The 23,406-nt window shown below is 41.0% G+C and carries 18 protein-coding genes; 11 read left to right on the top strand and 7 right to left on the bottom strand.

The window, feature by feature from the left end:
- Positions 1-57: 57 nt before the first annotated feature.
- The 7 genes from B9N78_RS08620 to B9N78_RS08590 all read left to right on the top strand — a co-directional run bounded on the left by B9N78_RS08620 (position 58) and on the right by B9N78_RS08590 (position 10,515).
- A complete protein-coding gene (locus B9N78_RS08620; RefSeq protein ID WP_085101359.1) occupies positions 58-2,253 on the top strand; it encodes a SpoIIE family protein phosphatase in 2,196 nt (731 codons plus the stop codon).
- The gene (locus tag B9N78_RS08615) at positions 2,250-3,098 is read left to right on the top strand and encodes a hypothetical protein (RefSeq protein WP_085102325.1); all 849 of its coding nucleotides are present in this window, start codon (positions 2,250-2,252) and stop codon (positions 3,096-3,098) included. The genes B9N78_RS08620 and B9N78_RS08615 overlap by 4 nt, the downstream gene beginning before the upstream one ends.
- A gap of 38 nt (positions 3,099-3,136) precedes the next feature.
- Positions 3,137-3,736 carry an LOG family protein gene (locus B9N78_RS08610; protein ID WP_085101358.1) on the top strand — a complete coding sequence of 200 codons (600 nt, stop codon included), beginning with the start codon at positions 3,137-3,139 and terminating at the stop codon, positions 3,734-3,736.
- 250 nt (positions 3,737-3,986) lie between these two features.
- A complete protein-coding gene (rocD, locus tag B9N78_RS08605) occupies positions 3,987-5,186 on the top strand; it encodes an ornithine--oxo-acid transaminase (RefSeq protein ID WP_085101356.1) in 1,200 nt (399 codons plus the stop codon).
- A 124-nt stretch (positions 5,187-5,310) separates the two neighbouring features.
- Complete coding sequence (locus B9N78_RS08600) at positions 5,311-9,456, top strand: hybrid sensor histidine kinase/response regulator (protein ID WP_245805504.1); 4,146 nt, start codon at positions 5,311-5,313, stop codon at positions 9,454-9,456.
- Between the two features lie 8 nt (positions 9,457-9,464).
- Entirely contained in the window at positions 9,465-9,986 is a 522-nt protein-coding gene (locus B9N78_RS08595) for a hypothetical protein (protein WP_245805503.1), read from the top strand.
- A 106-nt stretch (positions 9,987-10,092) separates the two neighbouring features.
- Positions 10,093-10,515 carry a hypothetical protein gene (locus B9N78_RS08590; RefSeq protein WP_085101352.1) on the top strand — a complete coding sequence of 141 codons (423 nt, stop codon included), beginning with the start codon at positions 10,093-10,095 and terminating at the stop codon, positions 10,513-10,515.
- A gap of 15 nt (positions 10,516-10,530) precedes the next feature.
- On the opposite strand, the gene B9N78_RS08585 is transcribed toward B9N78_RS08590, so the two are convergent.
- Positions 10,531-12,693, bottom strand: a complete 2,163-nt coding sequence (locus B9N78_RS08585; protein WP_085101350.1) for a PAS domain-containing hybrid sensor histidine kinase/response regulator — start codon at positions 12,691-12,693, stop codon at positions 10,531-10,533.
- A gap of 153 nt (positions 12,694-12,846) precedes the next feature.
- Positions 12,847-13,884: a DUF1786 domain-containing protein gene (locus B9N78_RS08580; RefSeq protein ID WP_085101348.1), complete on the bottom strand. Its 1,038-nt coding sequence runs from the start codon at positions 13,882-13,884 to the stop codon at positions 12,847-12,849.
- A 120-nt stretch (positions 13,885-14,004) separates the two neighbouring features.
- Between B9N78_RS08580 and B9N78_RS08575 the strand changes: the two genes are divergently transcribed.
- Positions 14,005-14,817 carry an esterase/lipase family protein gene (locus B9N78_RS08575; protein ID WP_085101346.1) on the top strand — a complete coding sequence of 271 codons (813 nt, stop codon included), beginning with the start codon at positions 14,005-14,007 and terminating at the stop codon, positions 14,815-14,817.
- A 63-nt stretch (positions 14,818-14,880) separates the two neighbouring features.
- Here the strand turns inward: B9N78_RS08575 and B9N78_RS08570 are convergent, their stop codons facing one another.
- Both B9N78_RS08570 and B9N78_RS08565 read right to left on the bottom strand, forming a co-directional pair.
- Positions 14,881-16,470, bottom strand: a complete 1,590-nt coding sequence (locus B9N78_RS08570; protein ID WP_085101344.1) for a HEAT repeat domain-containing protein — start codon at positions 16,468-16,470, stop codon at positions 14,881-14,883.
- 36 nt (positions 16,471-16,506) lie between these two features.
- Positions 16,507-16,965 carry a chemotaxis protein CheX gene (locus B9N78_RS08565; protein ID WP_085101343.1) on the bottom strand — a complete coding sequence of 153 codons (459 nt, stop codon included), beginning with the start codon at positions 16,963-16,965 and terminating at the stop codon, positions 16,507-16,509.
- A 298-nt stretch (positions 16,966-17,263) separates the two neighbouring features.
- Here B9N78_RS08565 and B9N78_RS08560 point away from each other — a divergent pair, with 298 nt between their 5' ends.
- Positions 17,264-18,505 carry a NupC/NupG family nucleoside CNT transporter gene (locus B9N78_RS08560; protein WP_170921400.1) on the top strand — a complete coding sequence of 414 codons (1,242 nt, stop codon included), beginning with the start codon at positions 17,264-17,266 and terminating at the stop codon, positions 18,503-18,505.
- Positions 18,506-18,507: 2 nt separating this feature from the next.
- Positions 18,508-20,247 (top strand): chloride channel protein, encoded by a 1,740-nt coding sequence (locus B9N78_RS08555; RefSeq protein WP_085101339.1) that lies wholly within the window; start codon positions 18,508-18,510, stop codon positions 20,245-20,247.
- On the opposite strand, the gene B9N78_RS08550 is transcribed toward B9N78_RS08555, so the two are convergent.
- Entirely contained in the window at positions 20,244-21,020 is a 777-nt protein-coding gene (locus B9N78_RS08550; RefSeq protein ID WP_170921399.1) for a substrate-binding periplasmic protein, read from the bottom strand. The genes B9N78_RS08555 and B9N78_RS08550 overlap by 4 nt on opposite strands.
- Positions 21,004-21,189, bottom strand: a complete 186-nt coding sequence (locus tag B9N78_RS18005) for a hypothetical protein (RefSeq protein ID WP_137982517.1) — start codon at positions 21,187-21,189, stop codon at positions 21,004-21,006. Before B9N78_RS18005 ends, B9N78_RS08550 begins: the two co-directional genes overlap by 17 nt.
- A gap of 359 nt (positions 21,190-21,548) precedes the next feature.
- On the opposite strand from B9N78_RS18005, the gene B9N78_RS08545 reads away from it, so the two are divergent.
- On the top strand, positions 21,549-22,613 hold the full coding sequence (locus B9N78_RS08545) for an HD-GYP domain-containing protein (protein WP_085101335.1): 1,065 nt from the start codon (positions 21,549-21,551) through the stop codon (positions 22,611-22,613).
- A gap of 24 nt (positions 22,614-22,637) precedes the next feature.
- On the opposite strand, the gene B9N78_RS08540 is transcribed toward B9N78_RS08545, so the two are convergent.
- The gene (locus B9N78_RS08540; RefSeq protein ID WP_085101333.1) at positions 22,638-23,216 is read right to left on the bottom strand and encodes a hypothetical protein; all 579 of its coding nucleotides are present in this window, start codon (positions 23,214-23,216) and stop codon (positions 22,638-22,640) included.
- Between the last annotated feature and the right edge of the window lie 190 nt (positions 23,217-23,406).

Here is a 23,406-nt window from a genome sequence, read left to right as displayed (position 1 = left end):
TTATTTTTTTTTGCTTTTCTTGATTGAATAATTTGAGCGGTTAGGTTTTAATATATTATGAAAATCCGGTGGAAAATACTTCTTATCCTTCTTACATTTGCGATGTTGCCACTAATCCTTATCAAGGCATATGGATTAGATACTCTCAGAGATCTCGGTTCAGACCTTCAAATACAAACCAGAGTAACTCTGCTTGAACGGGCAAGAAGCTCCCTTGCGGACATTGCCGAAGGAACAGCAGCAAGAATTAACCTTGAAGATCTCCTGTACAGAACAAGTATCAAGACCATGCAGGGAGAAGCAGAAAATCTGCTGTCTAAAAAAGAAATCCTGACACTGGCTCATCCTCCATTCATAACTAGTCCGGAAGGCGTGGAAAACATGCCTACACTTTATACTCACCCGGATTATAAAAAATCAACTCTGAGAGGGCGCGGCATGCGTTCCTCCCGGGAAAACAAGACTAGTCACGTGAAAAAAGGAGCTCTTGTAGATATCCCTATTTCATTAAATCACATATCTTTCTGGCTGCCGCAGGGGCTGTCGAAACGTGCAGCAATGCCTTCAATACGTAAACTGGCACCCATGTTGCCGACATTTCAATCATGCAGTCAAACACTGAACAAATTAGCTCTCTGGCAGGAGATTACTCTTGAAAACGGTCTGCAGGTAAGCTACCCGGCACACAACGCCTTCCCTCCGAGATACGATCCTCGCATCAGCAGCTGGTATAAAGAAGTCAAAGACACGCTTAAAACATTCTGGATGCATCCAGTTCCTGAACCGGCGACAAAATCACTCTGCTACCGGCTTTCCAGTCCGTTATTCAATGAGAAAGATAAATTTATCGGCGTTGTTTCCCTGGTCGTTCCGGTGGGCATTGCAATTAACAGTGCGCTACTCATGAGCACTGAGAAAAATGTTAAAATAATGATGGTCGTCTCAGACCATTCAACGACCTCAAACAAAGAGAAACTCCTTGTCATCGGTCGGAATAAAGGTTCCGCCGAGGAAAACATCTCAGCAAATTCAAAAGGCCATCTCTGGCAGGCTCCGCCTAAGCCGGAATGGATTTATGAGGATACCCCTGAATTTGCCACTCTTGTTGATGATGTAGACAATCAGCGATCCGGAGTTCTTCAGATGGATTGTGAGGGAATACCTTCACTTTGGACCTACAGCCCCATCAATAAAGACATGGCTCTGTTAATTGTAACTCCTGTAATAGACTTCACAGCCGAAGCAGATAAGGCTGAGCAATATGTAAGTAAAAGCATCGCGAGGCAAATCAAGGATACAACCCTTATTGCTTTAGCCATAATTTCTGCCCTTGGAATTGTTGCTTATTTTGCATCACAAAATTTTGCATCCCCAATCCGCAAGATATCAGAAGCTGTAACCAAAGTTGGGCAAGGCGACTGGGATGCCAGAGCAGACGTAAATTCTCATGACGAATTAGGAGATCTGGCTGACAGTTTCAACCTGATGGTGCCGCAGCTCCGAGAACGATCCTCCATACTTCAGGCGTTGTCACTGGCTGATGAAGCCCAGCAGAATCTGCTTCCTAAATCGACACCGCAGGTTTCCGGAGCGGAAATCGGAGCCAAGTGTGTTTTCTCAGAAAAAACCGGTGGAGACTACTTTGACTTCATAGGCTGCGCAACATGCGGAGAAGATATTTTTGCAACAGCAATTGGGGACGTGTCCGGACATGGAATCAGCGCGGCACTGCTTATGACCAGCGCAAGGGCTTACATCCGCGCCCTGACCGGACAGGGCAGACCCCTTGTTGAAATAGTAAGCAAAGTTAACAGTCTTGTAACAACAGACTGTGCACAGACAGGTCATTTTATGACATTGTTCACTGCTATCTGCGACACCAACAAGAAAACTCTGAACTGGATTAGAGCCGGCCATGATCCGGCATTGATCTATACTCCGGAAACTGATGAATTTGAGGAGCTGATAGGAACAGGACTAGCTATTGGAGTTGATGAATATTATCTTTACAAAGAGAATTTTACCCAGTTAAAATCAGGGCAAATTGTTGTTCTTTATACTGACGGCATATGGGAAGCACACAGTCCGAAGGGTGAACAATTCGGCAAATCTCAACTCAGAGAAATTATTAGAGATTATTATGACAAACCGGCTCAGCAAATTGCAGAAATTATTCATAAACAAGTTTCAGACTACAGGAGAGGTCTTCCTCTTGAAGATGATTGCACCGTCATCATTATAAAATTCTTATGAGATACTCTATTTATGAATTGGCAACTTATGCCTTCGACCCTCTTCATACTTTCTGGGAAAGCGAGAAAACACAACGAACCGTAGCCGGAATTCTGGTAGCATGCTTTATTGCTGCATTAATCGGAATAGAGCTGGGAAATAGAGGGTTATTGCCTGATTTTATAGCAATAAAAACTCCTGACAACCATTACCACGCCATAGGAATAGCTTTTACACTTGTTCTTTTCCTTGAGGTTATCGGATTGATCTTTGTTCTGCCATGCTCTTTTGCAAAATCTGTGGGAAAACAGTTCGAGATTCTATGCCTCATCCTGATAAGAAGTTCATTTAAAGAACTGGTAAACTTTCCGGAACCGATTACCCTCACCGGCAACATGATCCCGCTGTATCAAATACTGTCAGACGGGGCAGGAGCTTTTGCTGTTTTTGTTCTACTTGGTATCTACTATAAAATTCAGCGGCCAACGCCGAACCTCAGTCCGGATTTCAAATTCAGATATGTGGCGTCAAAAAAGCTGGTTGCCCTTTTACTGCTTGCAACTTTTGCAGGACTTGGAATTTATAATCTGGTGTGCCCGTTACTAGGAAAACATCATTTCGACTTCTTCAGCACCTTTTATACAATACTTATTTTCAGTGATATTTTATTAGTTCTTATATCTCAAAGATTTCTGCCATCATTCCACGCGGTGTTCAGAAACTCAGGTTTTGCCTTAGTGACTCTGCTTATAAGACTTGCTCTTGCTGCGCCGCCTTTCTACAATGCAATTCTTGGCGTAATTTCTGCTGGATTTGCCGTTCTGCTAACTCTTGCATACACTACATTTTATCAAAATAAACAATAAATTAAAAACATAACACTACATTTCGGAGAAATATCATCATGAAAAGTTTGTGTATTTTCCTTGGAGCAAATCCGGGAAATGATGAAAAATACGCAAAGGCGGCCCGCGATATGGGTCGCGAATTAGCTAAGCGTAAAATAACCACTGTTTATGGTGGTTCGGACATGGGGCTCATGGGAATTCTAGCTGAAAGTGCGCTGGAGGCAGGAGGAAAAGTTATCGGGGTTATTCCTGAAAATCTTGTAAAAAAGAATGTGGCTCACCCGCTGCTGACGGAACTGCACGTTACGGAATCAATGCATGAGCGCAAGGCTTTGATGGCAGAACTTTCTGACGGCTTTATAGCCATGCCCGGCGGAATCGGAACGATGGATGAAATTTTCGAAATATTTACATGGGCGCAACTGGGATTTCATAGCAAGCCATGCGGATTGCTTAATATTGATGGTTATTACGATACACTGTTAAGCTTTCTAAATAGCGTTGTAAAAGAAGGGTTCTTAAAAAGCGTACACAAAGACATGCTTTTAACTGCGGATTCTCCCGCAAAAATTATTGATTCCTTTGCGGGCTATGAAGCTCCCGTTGTTTCCAAATGGGTAGAAAATGCAAAAGTTGAAACTAGAAAGCATCAATAAAATATAAATCTTTTCCAGGCTCTTTTCGTAAAAATGCGAAAAGAGCCTTTTTAATTTGAATACCCTCTTCCCTCACACATTTCATGATGCCCTCCCTTTAGTTCACACAAAATACTCTTTTGCCGATTATTTTAAAGAAAAACACAAATATTAGAGCAATCCGCATTTAAACACTCAAAATATTTTCTATACCTAGTCAACACGTACTATTTGTAGTATTTTGAAATATATTTAAATATCAGGAGATCTAATGCGACAATCCGACTACATGGCACTGGAAGAAGAATTCGGAGCGAAAAACTATAAACCTCTTGAAGTAGTTCTAGAACGCGGGGAAGGTGTTTGGGTTTGGGATGTTGAGGGTAAAAAATACATGGACTGCCTCTCGGCATATTCAGCAGTTAATCAAGGTCACTGCCACCCGAAAATTAAAAAAGCCATGATTGAACAGGCTGAAAAGCTTACGCTGACTTCGCGAGCCTTCAGAAATGATCAGTTGGGCCCTTTTTATAAAGAACTATGCGCCCTAACCGGATCGCACAAGGTCCTGCCCATGAACAGCGGGGCTGAAGCTGTTGAAACAGCCATCAAAGCGGTTAGAAAATGGGGTTATCTTGTCAAAGGAGTACCTGAAGATCGAGCTGAAATAATAGTATGCGCCGATAATTTTCATGGAAGAACTATTACGATTGTAGGATTTTCAACTGACCCGGTATCCAGAAAGGGATTCGGACCTTTCACCCCCGGGTTTAAAATTATTCCGTTCGGCGACTTTGCAGCACTTGAAAAAGCAATCACCCCGAATACCGTCGGCTTTCTGGTTGAACCCATACAGGGCGAAGCAGGAGTAATAATTCCACCGGCCGGATATTTTAAAAATGTCAGAGAAATCTGTACTGCAAATAATATAAGTTTAATTCTGGATGAAATCCAGACGGGACTTGGACGCACAGGAAAGTTATTTGCTGAAGAACATGAAGGTATTGAAGCTGATTTAACACTCATAGGCAAAGCTCTTTCCGGTGGATTCTATCCGGTTTCAGCGGTACTTTCCAATTCTGAAGTTCTGAGCGTTCTCAAGCCTGGCGAACATGGATCAACCTTTGGAGGAAATCCTCTTGCGTGTGCTGTTGCCCGTGCTGCTCTTAAAGTGCTTACGGAAGAAAACATGATTGATAACGCACGAAATTCTGGAGCACTGTTTTTAGCAGGGTTGCAGGAAATAAAAAACGATAAAATAAAAGAAGTCAGAGGGAGAGGATTGCTGCTGGCTGTTGAATTTAAGCCGGAAGCAGGAGGAGCCAGACTTTATTGCGAAAAGCTGAAAGAACAAGGACTGTTGTGCAAAGAGACACATAATAATATTATAAGATTTGCTCCGCCGCTAGTGATAACAGCTGAACAGGTGGGCTGGGCTTTAAAAATGATCAAACCCATTCTATCCCAATGATAAACTAAGAATGTGATTAAGCAAAACATGAAATATATAATATACATTCACATGTGGATGTTGCGCTTACGGCATTGAAATAGTATATTTTTTATGTTTTTAAAATTCACCTTAACAAACCCATATGATGAATACAAACTTCCCCTCCAAAAACAGCTTCAAAAGTGCGATCATAGTTCTCACCCTTTTTTTCTGTTTTTGGGGAACTGTTCCTGCATCAGCTTTTCAAGAAGAACTTAGATTTGAACGACTTTCTTTGGATCAAGGATTGTCGCAATCTTCTATTTTATGCATGTTGCAGGATTCCAAGGGATTCTTATGGTTCGGAACATATGACGGCCTGAACAGATACGACGGCCGTCATATGAAAATTTATACAAAATCAAAGTCGCCCGGTTCTATTTCAGATGGAAATATCAGGGCCTTATATGAAGACAGTTCAGGAATCCTCTGGGTCGGCACAAAAAGCGGCGGACTGAACACGTATAACCGCAAGACTGATACATTTTCATATTTCACACCTGATAAAGATAATCCTCATTCTATTTCAGGAAAAACCGTCACCTGTATCTATGAAGATTCTAAAGGGCAGTTATGGATAGGCACTGAAAGCGGGCTTAATCTCTTTGATAGAACCACACGTGCCTTCAAAAATTTCCAGCATACAGATGAACAGACCAGCATCAGCAGCAATGAAATACGTTCTATTTACGAAGACATGCAAGGAAGATTATGGGTTGGAACAGCTAAAGGTCTGAACCTTTTTATTGAAAAAGATCATCAGTTTAAACACTATTTCAACAATCCCTCAGACTCCGCAACGCTTTGCGGAGACACCGTTCTTTGCTTTTATCAGAACAAAGAAAATCAACTCTGGATAGGAACCAAGAAAGGGTTAGCCATTCTAGATACTGCAAGCCAGACCTTTAAAACAATATTCAACACACTAGAAATAAACGATATATTCAAAGACAGATCCGGAAACCTATGGATTGGAACTCTCGAAGGACTTGCCAAAAGGAATCCAGAGACAGCCGGGGCTGAACCTGAAAAAATGAAATTTTCTTTTTTTAAGCATAATCAGCTTGATCCGCAAAGCCTCAGCGACAATAAAGTTACTCAAATAATAGAAGATCTTTCTGGGGTTTTATGGATTGGAACCTACGCGGACGGACTGAGTAAACTGACACCTAAAATGCAGGCTTTCGAAATTCTTCGGTACCAGCCGAATAAAAAAGACTCACTGCCGGGAAAAGAAGTAAGTGCAATTCTTGAAGATCAGGAAGGTCTTGTCTGGATAGGTACTTATAAAGACGGCTTAAGCTCCTACAATCCACAAACTGGAGAGCTTAAAAATTTTAACGCCAAATCTCCAAAACCATGGAACCTTCCCGGGGACAGAATCAACTGTATTTTTCAGGATTCTAAAGGGTTCATATGGGTTGGAACACGTAAAAACGGTGTGTTCGTTCTTGATAAAAAAAATGGAATCAAAGCCACGTATCAGCGCGACAAAGGAGACAAAAATTCTATCAGTCAGAATAACATCTGGTGGATTAATGAAGGCAGCCAAGGATATATCTGGATAGGAACCAGCAAAAAAGGGCTGAACAGACTCGATCCTGAAACCGGAAAGTTCAAACACTACACCCACTCGGTATCTGATCCGAAAAGCTTAGCACATGACAGGGTGCGCAATATCTTTGAAGACAGCAAAAACAACTTCTGGATCTGTACAAATGCAGGACTGGATTTGATGGATAGAGACAGCGGAACATTTATCCACCACAAGAGCATCTCAGATGACCCCAGTTCGATATCCAACAACAGGGTTACCCCCATTGCGGAAGCAGCCGACGGCTCTCTTTGGATAGGAACAGATGAAGGACTCAACAGGTTTGATCCTGCAACAGGGTTCTTCACCAGATACACGCAAAAAGACGGTTTTGCGAACGACGGCATTCAGGGACTTTGTCTGGACAGCTCAGGAGATATATGGGTTTCCACCTTCAAAGGAATTTCCCATCTGGATCCCAAAACCGGCAACATATTAAACTTTGGAATTTCTGACGGATTGCAAGGCATAGAATTCTGGATAAATTCTTACAACAAAGGTCAAAGCGGCAGAATGTACTTCGGCGGACTTAACGGGATGAATATGTTTTATCCAAGCAATATTAAAATAAATCCCAACCCGCCGCCAGTCGTTATCACAGCTTTGGATATCCTTAACAGCCCGGCAGAACTGCCGACAAACATTACGGAAACTAAAGAGATTACGCTTTCATGGAAAGATGCAATGTTTACTTTCAGTTTTGCGGCTCTGGATTACCAAAACCCGAAGTTAAATAAATATAAATACAAGCTGGAAGGGTTTAACGACCGCTGGCTTAACGCCGCTGACGGGACCGCAACTTTTACGAACTTCAACCACGGCAGCTACATTTTTAAAGTTAAAGCTTCTAACAGTGACGGAATCTGGAATGAAGCCGGAACATCCATCATAATAAATATAACTCCGCCGTTCTGGAGAACATGGTGGTTTATAACCGGAGTTATCCTTCTAATTCTTATAAGCATTTTTGCTTTTACACACTTCCGTATAAAAGTAATCGAAAAGCAAAAGAAAAATCTGGCTGCACAGGTGGCGGAAAAGACTGCTGATCTGAACACTGAAATTGCAGAACACATGAAGACTGAAGGCGAATTAGAGAAAGCCATTATAAAAGCCGAAGATGCCAATAAGGCTAAAAGTGCATTTCTGGCAAGTATGAGCCATGAAATACGCACGCCACTAAACTCTATTATAGGGATTGCCGACCTGCTCAAAGATACTGAGCTTAATGATGAGCAGGAAGAATACGTCCATATTTTCGAATCTTCAGGTGAAATACTGTTATCGATCATCAACGATATTCTCGATTTTTCAAAGCTGGAAGCAGAGCACGTTGTACTTGAAGCCATTCCCATTGACTTGCTGCAGGAAGTTGAATCAATTCTATACCTGCAATCAGCAGCAGCAACGGCACGCAATATAGAGCTCATATGCAGATATAAGCCGGACGTTCCTGAATTTGTTATCGGCGATCCGACGAGGTTACGCCAGATAATCCTGAATATCCTTTCCAACGCTGTTAAATTCACATCAGGCGGAGAGGTCAGTCTTACTGTTTCCCGTGCTCCCAATACAAACCATCCTGATAATCTGATCTTTTCTATTGAAGATACAGGCGTCGGAATATCTCCTGACAAATTAGATTATATCTTTGCGCCGTTTTCACAGGCTGATTCATCTACCACTAGAAAGTTCGGAGGATCCGGACTTGGCCTTTCTATCAGTAAAAAACTGGCAGACCTCATGGGTGGAACAATTTCGGCCAAGAGCGTTCAAGGCAAAGGAAGTACTTTTGAAATAACTCTTCCACTGCCTAGAGACCGTGAATCCGAGTCTTTCCTTAAGCCGGACCTGGCCAGCATCAATATCATTGTTGCATCTAATAATTATAAAACGCTTGATTCTATCTGTGAAAAACTCAACTACTTCAAAGCAACTACAACCCCGTGCACTAATGCAAATTCATTAAAAGCACTTCTGTTATCTCCGCAAGCTGATAAATCTGACATGATAATTCTTGACCTTAATATTGAAAACGGAACCAACACACTTCAGTCGCTTCAAGCCGCAAACGAATCAGTTCCTCCGGTGATGCTTCTCGGGCGAGGTCCGAGTTTTGACAGAAAACTTATTGATCGAAAACTTATTCTGGCAGGAACAACGAAACCTATAATGCAGAGACCATTCCTCCGCACGATCATGGATATACTGAACATAACCCCTGATGATCCTCAAAATGCGTCCAGAGGAAGTAAAATCATTCTTCCCCAGATGAAAATCCTTCTGACAGAAGATAATATTCCTAACAGGGAATTAATCCGGCACTTTCTAAAGAACTCCCATGCAACTTTGGTGATGGCCTCCAATGGTGAGGAAGGACTCAAACTTGCCCTGAACGATAAATTTGATATTATTTTGATGGATATGGAAATGCCAGTGATGGATGGCTATGAATTCTTAAAACAGTTCAGAATGGTTGAGAAAAACACTCATGGTAAACGTACCGGAGTAATAGCTCTAACGGCTCATGCTTCTGCCGAACACAGAAGCAGATGCATAGAGGCCGGTGCTGACGAATTCCTGTCCAAACCTATCAAGCAGGCAGTTCTTACTCAAAAGATTCAGGAATTATATAATAAAATGAGAAAAGAGTAATAAAAAATATGACACCGCAATCGACAAAATGGGTCAGAGCATTTCATATGCTGAGTGCATGCCTGTGGGGAGGCGGCGCGCTATCTATGGTTCTGCTACACAGCGTGTTTACACCGAACTCCGGCGGGGAACTTTATGCCCGGGACATATGTCTTAAAATAATTGATGAGTATGTCGTAACATCCGGAGCTTTCGGATGCCTTATTACCGGATTTATCTTTGCGTGGAAAACCTCATGGGGCTTTTTTAAGTTCAGGTGGGTTATAATTAAGTGGACTGTTAATGTCGGATTCATAATCTTCGGATTTCTCTTTTACATGCCTTGGCTCGAACGGATGAGTGAAATTTCCGGAAGTATTAAGCTGATGGCTTTGCAAACACCTGAATACTTGAGAAACCAGCTTTTAAACGAAATAACAGCGTTCATGGTTTTCGGATGTCTTTTACTGCTGGTATTGATTTCAATTTTTAAACCGTTTGGCAAAAGCAGCATAGAGAACAAATTTACTCAAACATTCTTAAAGTCTTGACATGCACACCTTGCAAGTGATTGATTTCTTTTCCGGAGCACCGCTATGGTGTGCCTAAATAAAACCAACAAGATTATAGAAATAATTTTTTTCGGAGGGTGAAAAAATGGACCAAGGTTACGCAGAAAGTATTGCTTCAGACATAATGAAGATGCTCGAAACAACTAAAGCCAGCGGCCTCGATATGAACAGCGGCTTCCAAAATGATGCTTTTAAAAGTGATCATTTCTTATTCGGTTATATTTTCTACCCTAGAGAAAGCCTTCTTAACGTTCCTAATCTTCCTCAGTCTGTCAGAAAAAAAATTAAAAAATCTAACATATTAGGAACTGTTGATGTCGACGGTAAAAAAATAGGAATTCACCTTGTCTGTTCACTTCCTGTCGGTTTTGACGAAATTACTTCAGAAGAACAAATTATCTCAGGAATCAACGAAAAAGAATTGATGGAATTTAAAGAACAGATAGCGAAAATTCTGCACAAGGATCTGGTTGGAAATATTGATAAAGAGCAAGGAACTGAACAATAGCAGTTTATGATGAGATCATTTTTTGACAGCTAAATATTTGTTTATCAGAAAAACAAGTTCATCAATGTTAACGGGTTTGGAAGCGTAAGCATCCATACCGCTATCCAAAAACTTTTCTTTATCTCCTTCCATCGCATACGCAGTCAAAGCAATTATAGGGATGTCGTTACCGGCATCCCTTATCATTTTAGTGGCCTGCACCCCGTCCATCTCAGGCATTTGGACATCCATTAATATCACATCGAACTGGTCACGGCTTTCCAGCATCTCCAAAACTTCTATTCCGTTCTCAGCGGTTTCTATTTTAAACCCGCGCTCAGTAAGAAAATGCGAAATGAATATCTGATTCGTTGCATTATCTTCAGCCAGAAGAACTCTGGCAGCAGCAGTTGACCTGGTTAAGTCTTCCTCTTCTTCTACCAACTCGGCAACGTCTTCAACACATGATCCCTCGCTGAACTGAAGCTTAACTGTGAATATAAATTCACATCCCCAGCCTACTTTGCTGGAAAAAGAAATTTTACCACCCATCATCTCAACAAGTTGCCGCGAAATAGCAAGGCCAAGGCCGCTACCGGGATGTTTTTTGGAATACCCGGCATTGAGTTGTACAAAACTTTCAAAAAGCTTCTCCGCTTTATCTTCCGATATGCCTATCCCGGTATCCTTGACGGTAAACTGTAAAATTTCTCCATCTTCCCAGCTACCGATATTATCAACCGAGACTTCCACATACCCTTTGTCAGTAAATTTGATAGAGTTACCCGCAAGGTTCATTATAATCTGGCCCAGTCGCAAGCTGTCACCTATATAACACCGGCTTACGGTATTGCTTATAGTCGTTCGAAGCTCAATTCCTTTTTCTTCCGCCTGAACACGCAAAACGGACCTCTGCTTTTCAAGCATATCAAACAAATCAAAATCTTCGAGCCGCAATTCCATCTTACGGGCTTCAATCTTAGAAAGATCTAAAATATCATTAATAATGCTAAGCAGAGACTCAGCAGCTTTTCGTACAGTAACCAAATAACCTTTCTGCTCTTCATCAAGATCGGTACAAAGTGTCAGTTCGCTCATCCCGATTATCGCGCTGATCGGAGTTCTGATCTCATGGCTCATATTAGCGAGAAACTCGCTCTTTGCGCGGTTTGCTTCTTCCGCTGCATCACGGGCTTCACACAGCTCTGCTTCAAAAATCTTGCGATCCGTAATGTCCTGTCCGACTGCAAGCACTCCAAGAGAATCCCCGGTGGTACCAAGCAATCTTGACAGCGACCATTGCATAGTCAGCCCCTTACCTCCGCGAATTCGAACTTCATTCTCAAACAATCGCAGCGGAGTACCGCTAAGAACAGTTGATAATTGCTGTGAAGCTTCACCCCAGGATTTTTCCGGAAGAAAAAGTTCAAAAAAGTCACGCCCTAAAACCTCATGCCTGCTCCACCCGAAGAGATCTTCAGCCAGTCGGTTAAACTCTAAAATTTTTCTGTCGGGGGAAAGAAGAATGATCACACTTTCTGCGGTCTTAACTAATGACCTGAATCGATAAGCACTATCCTTCAGAGCTTCTTCAACTTTCTTTCTAGTCGTAATATCTTCAACAGTAGCAACAACTTTTTGGATATCACCATTGGCACCGAAAAGAGGTGAAGCATTGATTGAAAGTAAAACCTGCCGCCCGTCATCCCAGTGGATGGCATGCCGAATATCTAAAACAGCATTTCTGATCTTCATTACCCTGCTGAAAGCAAGCCGTTCTTCTGGGAAAGCCGAACCGTCAGGTGCCGTAATTCTCAGACTGGGATCATTATATTTCAACCCGATCATATTATCTTTGGAAAGTCCGTGGACTCTAGCTGCCTGATCATTGGCAAAAACAATCACGCCATTCTGATCCATCACAATGATACCCATAGGACTGGTTTCCATTATGCTGCCCATGAGATCACGTTCACGCTGCAATTCACGCTCTACCATTCGCCTTTTTACAATGTTCTGAAATAAGAACACTATAAAAATCAAAAGGACTGAAATAACAATTCCAGCCATAAGATTTAATAATCTGTCCAGATTAGCAGTGCCTACTTCAGCAAGGGCAGTAGAAATCCATCCTTCCGCAAAAGAAGGAGTATAGCTGAGAAGCACCATGGACAATGCAAAGGATAAGGAACGCAACATAATTTTAATCTATAGTTGAGTAAAATTGCATAAATTAAAAACACCATGCAATATGCAGATCATTTGAGTTCTTAAAATCATAAAATGCTTTCACGTAAAACTTACTAACTATGGGTAATAACAAATTCGTGCAATACTGCAAGATGTAATTATTTATATAGCACCTTTCAGTGCAAGCCCTTTTATAAGTCCAAAACAACCTGCAAGCATCATATCACCGCCGGGTGCCGGAAATTCAACAGGATATTTTTTTAACATAGCCCTGCGCGGCCCCATCACATAAGTCGGGATAAAACCGCCGGCCTCTGCAGGGAGATCAAGCGTTGCACAGCCATGCCCGTAATCGTCAAAAACTTTCTCAAAGCTTAGATCACCTTTTCTGAACAGCTGAGAATCGAGCCATAACTTTTCAGAAGTCATGTTGCCGGTATGATGTTCGTAAATGCCGTGCACACGACCTTCAAACAGCAGGAAAGCAACTGTATGGCTATTCCCTACGTTAATCAGGCATAGTCCTTCCTTAAAGCTGCGCTGGACTATTTCATCGACAAAAAAAGCACCTAAAACAGCCGCGGCTCCGGTGTCACATACAGCTCCGCCGCCTATGCTGATCTGAAGCTCAGCAAGCCGTGTAAATTCTTCCGGCACAGTTTCAAAAAGCAGCTCTTCCGGTTTACCTTTGTTTTCCAATAAAAAACGTTTCCATAAATTGAACCGCCCCATTCTATTACTCTTACCGGGGTGAAAACCATGATCCTGCACTGAGGCGACAACAAGATCAGGCTGTTCAAGGCCTGCTGCGGACAAAAAACAATTCCACCACCCAGAATTATAATCTTCTAAATGAACAGGGACACATCCGGATGGCAGACTTTCGCTTAGCATAATCCCGTTTTGTTTAAGCCTGTCCAAATCGTCTCCCAACGCAAGAGCGGCACGTGGATGCGCAAATACTTTATACCCGGCTTTGATATGTTCATTAACGGCCCAGCCAAAACCTCCGCCCATATTTTTACCGGTAAGATAAATATCAGATCCCTTAACTGTCAGTTCTTTTATCAAAGCGGCTACAACGCGAGCCGGCGAAGGCAATACAAATTTAAAGCAATTTTCGATCTCGACACCTTCAATATAATATAAAACATCCTGAGTACCGCTGCCGATATCAAGACTTAATATTTTACGACTCATTTTAAAACTCCGCTAAATACAACTTTAAGTTACGATTAAAAGACAACACGATTCAGAATAAAAACAGACAGGATAAAATTGAATACTTGACGAGAACAAGTAATTTACTGCAACTCAAATATGACCGAAATATTAATAACCATTTTATTCACCATCCTGCTTATTCCACTCCCCCTGATCTTAGTAATGGGCGCAGCAAATTGCAAAGAACTTATGGGCCGTGGATATAAACAAGTTATACGCGACCTGCTTATGTCTTTCGCAACTATTGAAGTAAGTGTTCTCATCGCCGGACTGACACGTCCATTAGCTTTTCTATGTGCGGATAGAATTCCTAAAAAAGCAACCGGAACAGTGCCGATTCTTATGACCCACGGGCTTTACCACAACAGAACTGCGTGGCTTATGATGAAGCCGAGACTGAAAAGAGCGGGGTACGGCAATCTTCATACATGGTCATACAACAGCTTCACCACTTCGTACCCGGAACTTGTACTTGAACTGCGCAGACGTATTCTTAGACTTTACGTTGAAAACAATAATCAGAAAATTGTACTTATAGGCCACAGTCTCGGAGGGCTGCTCATTAAAGGAGCCGTATCAGATCCTGTTGTCGCGGAGAAAATCTCCCGAATAATCACTTTGGGAACCCCGTTTCGCGGTAGCCTGTTAGCGAAAATAGCTCTTGGCAGATTAGGACGCAGCCTGCACCCAGAAAGCTCGCTTTTTGAAACTAACCCCGGCAATTCAGTGATGAATGAAATCCCAAAAACAGCGATATACTCGCCTGTAGATGAAATGGTCATACCTTGGAAGAATCTTAAGCCGCTTGAAAATGGATGGCAAACTCTACCATGCTCGTCAATGGGCCATGTTGCAATGCTCTACAGTTCACAAACAGTCAGCATAATCATTGAACTCATAAAGCAATAAAAAAGGGAGAGGATGAATGTCCTCTCCCTTATTTTTAGCGGATAATTAAGCATGTTGTGTTTCTTAGGAAACGAATTGCTCAATTTTTGATTTAAGCTGTTCCGGAGTAAAAGGCTTGGTAATAAAATCGGTAACACCGGTTTTCTTAGCAAGTTCAAGCTGGGAGACTTCTGACTCTGTTGTAACCATGATGATCGGAATTGTTTCAAATCCATCAGTCATTCTGAGTTTTGAAACAAGCTCCATACCATCCATCACCGGCATATTCATATCAGTGATGACGATATCAAACTCTTCACCCATTTCGGCAAAGGAGTATGCTTCCTGCCCGTTAACTGCAATTGTAGGCTCAAATCCGATATTTGTAAGGATGCTGCGATAAAGCGCAAGCATTGATTTAGAATCATCAACAGCGAGGGCTCTTTTGCTTCCAGTTTCCACAACTTCAGGAAGTCGGGCTATGTCAGCTTCGGCAACATCTCCGCCTATTTCAGCAAGTTTTGAGCGGAAAGCTTCATGAACTTCTGGGTCCTTAGAAGCGACTACGGCGTTCATCATAAACCGACCGATTTTGCCTTCATTGTAAAGCCCTGCAAAAATATTCAAAGCTTTTGCTGTAACCACAGCTCTGATAATTTTTCCGGCCTTACTGCCGCCGCTACCTACCATTTCAACCATTTTTTTTACAACTCCGGGATTAACCTGATGATCCAGCCCGGTAAGAACTGCAAGAGTTATCAGTTCATCTTCATTATCAAGACCGTCTATCAGGCTGACAACGCCCTTCATTGTTCCGATGTTGCCAATGGCTTCATATATAGCGTATTTTACGCTGGAATCAGAAGAATACTCTTTCTCAATAGCATTCATAAGGACTTCAAGTCCGCTCTTGTCGCCGATAAAGCCGAGGACATTTGCCGCTAAAATCATATCATCCTTATCTGCTCCGGGTACAATTACCATTTGCAAATAAGGAACTGCAGCAGCTCCTAGCGAGGTCAGACAGTCAGTAACAATTCTACGCACAGTAGGATTTCTATGATGCAGATTTTCAACGATAAAAGTCATGGAAGATTCACTGCCTATTGAAGTTAGAGCTTCAACAGCTTTCCATGTAGTTAAATCGCAAACTTCATAATTAGCATCTTCATTGTTCCGCTCTACAATAGGTATAAGCGTCCCGACAGAGCTCTCATCTTTTAACTCACCGACCACTTCAATACACATCGAAGAAACCAAATCATCTTCGTTGGTGACGTTAGCGCGGAAAAGATCGATAACTTCTTCAGCTCCGATCTTTGACAGTGAGGTTAATAATTCAAAAAGAAGATCTGAATCTTCTGTCTGCTCAGCTAAGGCAGACAAAACCGGAATCGCGGTTTTAAACTTATATTCTCCGCACAACCTTATGCAAAGAATTTTGAGTTTTTCATTTTCACTTTCCAGGAGTTTAACCGTGCTGGCTTCATCAGAAGAAAGCACTCCGTTAACTGCACTGACAACCATATAATCTACCGAAGTATCTCCGAGGGGGTTTTGGAACAGCTCAAGAAGCGGTTCAAGGTCCGCAATATCTTTCCCCACTGAAACTTCATTTAGAATATTTATTTTGTCCAAAAAGGACTGTTCTCTAAATCCTATCAAACTAGACATACTTGGTGACTCTCTTTTTTGGGTAAGGCAGAAGAACTACTCGAAACTGAATTCGATAGTAAACTCCCCAGCTTCACTACTGAAAGGGATGGCCATAATCGGAGTAGAGGCCATATGTGAAATGGAATGATTATCCCCCATAATAACTGAAGGAGTAGATCCGGAAAAAGTCAATCCCTGTTCCACAAGCCCAGCTCTGGCCTGACCTGATATCATGTTAGTGATTTCACCAACAGCATCTTGGACATCTTGCACAACATCTTGAATATCATCGCCAAGCATGTTTTTAACAATTGTCACAGCGCAACTTTTAGTAAACGTGATAGAAATAGTCCCATTCATATCACCAGTTATACCAACCAGACCGGTAACATCGCCGACTGCAGTTTTACCTTTTTTAACGTAAGGCTTACCCGGCTTCGGAGTAATCATCGCCATCATAGATAAAACATCTATCGCAGCTTTGATAAACGGTTTTGCTAATTCAACTTTCATAAAGCTTTCCCTTTATCAGACGTCATTCCCTAAGCGGGAGTGCCTACCTAAAGTTGCAAGTTTTTCACACTGTAAAGACATAATTTTTCAGAATACTACCTATAAAGACGAAAAGGTTCAAGAACCTTGCAAAGAATAATAAAAATTTCATTTACAAAATTGCCCCCCCACAGGGTAAAGTATAGCCACTTTTTAAATCTAAAAACAAGTTGATTCCGGCTAATGTTGCATGAGATATAAGGACTATGTAGTTTGATTAAATACATCAATAATTAAAAACTATTATATGGAAGGAAATATGATTCAAAGCTGTTTCGGTTTATTAGGATTAATACTCATCGCGTGGGCGATCAGTGAAAACAGACGCGGTGTACATGTTAAAATAGTTTTTATGGGCCTCTTTCTTCAAATTTTAATAGCAACCCTGATGCTTAAAGTTTCAGCATTCAGTAATGCTATGATGTTTTTGAACCATGCAGTTGATGCATTGCAACTCGCGACAGAAGCAGGAACAAGCTTTATTTTCGGATATCTTGGAGGCGGTCCGCTTCCGTTTGCGGAAATTTCTCCAGGCGCAAGCTGGACTCTGGCATTCAGAGCGTTGCCTCTTATTTTAGTGGTCAGCGCGTTATCGGCTCTTCTTTTTTACTGGCGTATTATACCGGTTATCGTCAAAGGATTTTCATTCATTTTGCAAAAAACAATGAACATCGGCGGAGCATTAGGCTTAGGAGTTGCAGCAAATATTTTTGTAGGTATGGTAGAAGCTCCCATAATTATAGCTCCTTATGTAAGCGCAATGAGCCGCAGTGAACTTATGACGCTTATGGTTAGCGGCATGGCAACTATTTCAGGCACAGTTCTGGTGCTTTACGCATCAATTCTTAATCCTGTACTCCCCGGAGCTATAGGACACATTCTAACTGCGTCTATCATAAGTGCGCCCGCAGCCATTTTGATAGCACAGCTGATGGTTCCTGAAACAGCCACCGCTCTTGCAGAAAACAATGCTAAAATTTCAAGTACGGCTTCAAGCTCAATGGATGCTGTCACTCAGGGAACTTCTGACGGAATTAAACTGGTTATTTCAGTTGTTGCGTTGCTTCTTGTTCTGGTCGCCCTTGTTTCTCTTGCAAATCAAATTTTACATTTTTTACCGGATGTCTACGGTGAACCTATCACACTTCAACGCATATTGAGTATCGTCATGTGGCCGATTGTCTGGCTCATGGGTATCCCCGCATCTGAAGCATCAACAGCCGCAGGACTTATGGGCACCAAAACAATTTTAAATGAATTTCTCGCTTATCTTCAACTGGCGCATCTATCCCCGGGATTACTTTCTCCAAGATCCACAATCATCATGACTTATGCTATGTGTGGATTTGCAAACTTAGGAAGTCTGGGTATTTTAATTGGAGGCCTGACAACAATCGCGCCTTCACGCAAAGAAGAAATAGTAGAAATGGGAATAAAATCAATTATCGGCGGAACTTTAGCAACCTGCATGACTGGCGCAGTCGTTGGGATTCTATACTGATAATGGACACTATTGAACAAACTCCGCGATTAAAAAGTTTCCTGCATAAAAGATTACCTGCGAAAAATGCAATCTTGATTTTTGCTGCAGTTATCGTCGGAGCTTGTTCTGCACTTGCAGCTGTGGCATTAAACTCTGCGTTGGAATTTCTAAATGAACTCAGAATGGCAAATTCCAATCACTGGTGGATATTCATGCTCCCTGCTTTGGGCGCAGCAGCCGCAATAATATTAAGCAAGAATATTTTTAAAGAAACAGGAGCGCACGGAGTCGGAGAAGTTATTGCGAAAGTCGGCCTCAAACAGGGAATACTTCGTCCAATATCTATCTTCAGTGCTCTTATTACCAGCCTGCTCACAATTGCAAGCGGAGGCTCAGCCGGGCCGGAATCCCCTGTAGTTGTCAGCGGATCATCTATGGGGTCCAACTTATCCAGACTTTTACGGATGAGCGGACAATCACGTATGACTCTGATAGGTTGCGGCGCAGCAGGTTCAATTTCCGCTATATTCAATGCCCCGGTCACAGGAATGATTTTCGCTGTAGAAATTATACTCGGTGAATGGACACCATACAATCTCATTCCTATAGCTATCTCATCAGTTGTAGCCACGCAGACATCAAGAATTCTTGAAGGAAATATTATTCCTTTTAGCGAACAATTCCCTCCGATGGCTTTTACGGATTTAGGAATATCTGTATTTTTAGCAATACTCACTTCTTTACTATCAGTAGCACTTGTGCGTTCAATACGGCAGGCAGGCTCTATTTCAACTTCCATCACCAGCTCTCCATGGCTGCGGGCAGCTCTGGGAGGACTTGCAGTAGGTCTGGTCGGTTTAATTTTTCCATTAGCATTAGGTGAAGGATACAAATCGATTAGAATGGCTATTCACGGAACCATGCCCACGGGAATAACTTTCATAGCAGCTTTAGTAATTGCTAGAATACTGACGACATCGCTCACACTCGGCAGCGGAGGGCTGGGAGGAATATTTGCTCCATGCCTCGTCATAGGTTCTCTTTTCGGTGTTTTTTTTCACCGCACTTTATCATCAATAATACCTGCTGGATGGATTGCAGGAGAGTCCGCATATGTTATGCTCGGAATGGCCGGAATTGTCAGCGGAGTTATGCAGGCACCGTTAACAAGCGTATTTCTTGTGCTGGAAATAACTAACGGTTATCAGGCTGTAATCCATATCATGACTGTCACATTTGTCTCATCAATGCTGACCCATACATTTGAACCATCTTCATTTTATTTCAAAGACCTTGTGGAAAAAGGACAACTTCTGAGACCTAAAACTGATGAAAAAATATTGTCCGACATCAACCCTGAAAATTTAATCAACACAGACTTAACGGAAGTTAACCCGCAAATGACAGTGACAGACTTTCTAAAGGTTCTCAAAACAACAAGCCAAACCCACGTACCGATTGTAGACAGTGACACAAAAGCTTTTATTGGAATGGTTGATGTAGTTTCTGCACGCTCGTCAATATTAGATCCTGAACGGAAAGACAGTAACATCGGAGAAATAGCAATAGATCGCAGCTCTCCTAAAATTGAAAATGGTATGGGAGCGGCTGAAATATTAGAAATAATGACTAGAAGCGGCAAGAGGACGTTGCCTGTAATGAAAAACGGAATTTTTATAGGGTTCATTACCAAAGAAGATATTCTATCAGCGTACCGTGGCGAAATGAGAAATTATGGACGCAGCGACAACTTATTCTAATTTAATTCCAGGGAATTCTTTTTTGCAATCTGTTCAACTTCACCAGTTTTTTTTAAATAACGTATTACTGCGCCAATCTCATCTGCTTTTTGAGCCAGAGGTGATTTACGGGAAATACCTATATAAACAGGCATCAATTTGGGCGAATATTTAAACGTGCATTCTTCAAGTTGAGCCTTAAAGCCTAATTTATTAATAAAAAATGTTCCTACGAATTCTGTATTTATAACAGCCTGAACTTCACCGTCAGCCAACGCTTGAAAACTTTCAACTGCTGTTGCGTAAAAAACCTTCACGATACTGTCATCAAGATCAAATTTAGGAAAATATTTTGCTCCCTGAGAAACTCCGACCCTTAAACCTACTAAATCTCTATAACTATTAATTTTTATACCACTTCCCCTTCTTACGTAAAAGCTTTTAGCAGATTTCGTTTTATATGGTGGAGAAATATATCTAATATATTCGTTTCTTTCATTCCTAAACAGTAAACTTGAAATAATATCAAGTTCGCCTGTTTCCATTTTCTCTAAATTATTCACGATTGTTCCTGGAATAAATTCAACCCTTAATCCCATATGCCCAAAAATGGATCTAAGTAAATCACAATCAAACCCCTTGTATTCTCCGTCTTCAAGAATCATCCAAGGAGGAAAATAAGTGAAACCGACTTTAACGACATTTTCAAAACAATGTCCTGAATTAGCGTATAGAAAAAATATCATACAAAACAAACATAAACTTTTTATCGTGATCTTAATCAACTGGCTCATTTTCACCTTTGATCTTTTCTTCGGTAATGCTATTTTTAACATACTTATTTTTAACAATGTTATCAGCAACTTTTCCCATGATTATTTGGAGTTTGTAGAAAACATCAGGATTATCTGAAATTATATGTTTTGAACTGTTCATGAATTTAGTTGGTATTTTTTCTTTCACGTTAACCTCAGCTTAAACCATTTCGCTTTAGGATATTACCCTACGGCAGGACATCATAAGTTTTACCCTCATACTTAAACACTAGCGGATATATATAATCACAGCAAGTGCATAGAATAGTGCAAAATTTATAAATTATGACTATACAATCTTTACTATAGAAGCGCACAGCATTCACTTAGCGTCAAAAAGGCTGTACTGCTTGTTAATAAACAGGCAATTGGGAACAAATAAATTTCACAGTCAGTAGTACAAAACTTATCCTTTATTTACTTTTATTTATCATTGTAATAAATTACTTAATATTAGAAAAAAATGTAACCTGATTTATTTATGAACAACGCATAGGATATAAAGAAATGAGCAATCAAACTAAACACGAAAACTTAATTCCAGAAGAATTCCTGCAAATTAGTTCAAACATTGTCAGTACATTCGGAAATAAGCTTCCTGTATCATTATGTATATATGATGATGAATTTCAGCGAGTTGCTCCTCTTTTTGCTAAAGAAACAAGACTCACTCCTAAAAAGAAAGATCAAATGGAAAAGGAATGCCAAAATGGCAATCTATTCATCACAAAAGAGGAATACGCGGGGCTGGCCGGACATATTAGTCAAAACCTCGGAGCATTGCTTACTGAACATTATCTAGATGAAGCGGCGGCAGCAGAAATTTTTTACTCTGGAATATTGAAAAAAGTTCGCTCATTTTTTGGCAATCCGATAGCAGAGACTCTTGAGCAGCTAAAATCAGTTTTAGCTATTTTCAGTGAATATGTATGGGTAGACAGAAATCGCTGGTCACATTTTTTTAACACTTTGCAAAGAACAAACGACCTTTCATGTCATTCTGTTAATACTTTATTCGTAGGTACGGCAGTTTACCTTAAAACGGTGCATAAGGGAGATGAAAAACTTGAACTTAATTCACTGGGATTAGGTTTGATTTTGCATGATTTAGGCATGACACAGATTCCAACGGCACTCTTAAGTAAAGCCGGACCTTTTCTGTATAAAGAAAAGCAAAGAATGCAAGAGCATATAGATATTGCAGAAAAAATGATCAACAGGCTAGAAATTAAAGATGCTATGGTAAGATCCTGCATCTTAGATCATCATGAGCGAATAGACGGGAGCGGTTATCCACGTGGCAAAAAAGCAGACTCGCTTTCTACGGAAACTAAAGTTTGCAGTGTAGCTGATGCCTTTTGCGCCATAATATCTAACAGATGGCACCGTAAAGGGTTAAACCCTATCCTTGCGGCTATAGTTCTAACTGAAAGCAGCAAGCGTTATGATAAAAACCTTACATCGGCCTTAGTTTCATTTATAATTTCCAATAATCCTGAGATGCAGGCTTTAATCCAAGATAAAGAGAAAATGCAGCAATTAAGATCCTTAGCATTGAAACAATGTGAGTAAAATTAACAGAACTCATGAATTAACTTAAACTTTGTCGTCCTTAGTTACTGAAGAAGTGCGATCGTCATTTTGGTTTTCTTCTGAGTCCACATTATTGCTGATGGTATTTTCTTTATTATCTTCGCTTTTTTTATTTCCGTCTTTCGGTCCAAAAGTCATTATTCTTGTAATTTTCAAATTTCCATCTTCATCTGCTTTTGAAACAACAACCTTAATTTTTTCCTCTTTTTCAGGATCTTGAATTGTTTTAGATACTGTTTCTAGAGCATCAGGGTTAAAAATTTTCTTAGCTTTCTTTTTAAGTTTTTCTTTTTCATCTTCTAAGGTCGGCTCAATATTTTTTCTAGAACTCCGATCTAGTTCTTCGGGAGCTCCGTATGACCGTATGTATTTTTCTAAATAGGTAAGATATGCTTTCTGCTCTAATTCGCTTTCAGAAGGTTCGGGTCCGGCTGGTAAATTTTCCATAAGCGAATCTGTAGAACGTTCTGATACCGCAGAGTTAGCGTTATACAGGCTATTTACCTCAGAGTTCTTAATGTTCGCTATATCAAGTGGTTTATCATTTATGAACGAGCTTGAACCAATTGCAGATATGGACATTTCTTCCCCCTTACTCGAAATGAACATATTTAAGCAAGAATCACACCACTTGATAATTCACAAATCCCCCGCCAACGCAAGAAACCCCGTACATGTATTATGTACGGGGTTTCTTTAAAAATAAAGTCCTTGCGACGACCTACTTTCCCACTAGCTACCTAGCAGTATCATCGGCGATGGAGGTCTTAAC

This window comes from Desulfovibrio gilichinskyi (genome assembly GCF_900177375.1).
GTDB lineage: Bacteria > Desulfobacterota > Desulfovibrionia > Desulfovibrionales > Desulfovibrionaceae > Maridesulfovibrio > Maridesulfovibrio gilichinskyi.
Note: the sequence above shows the minus strand (reverse complement) of the source record. Positions and strands in the feature narration are given on the sequence as shown.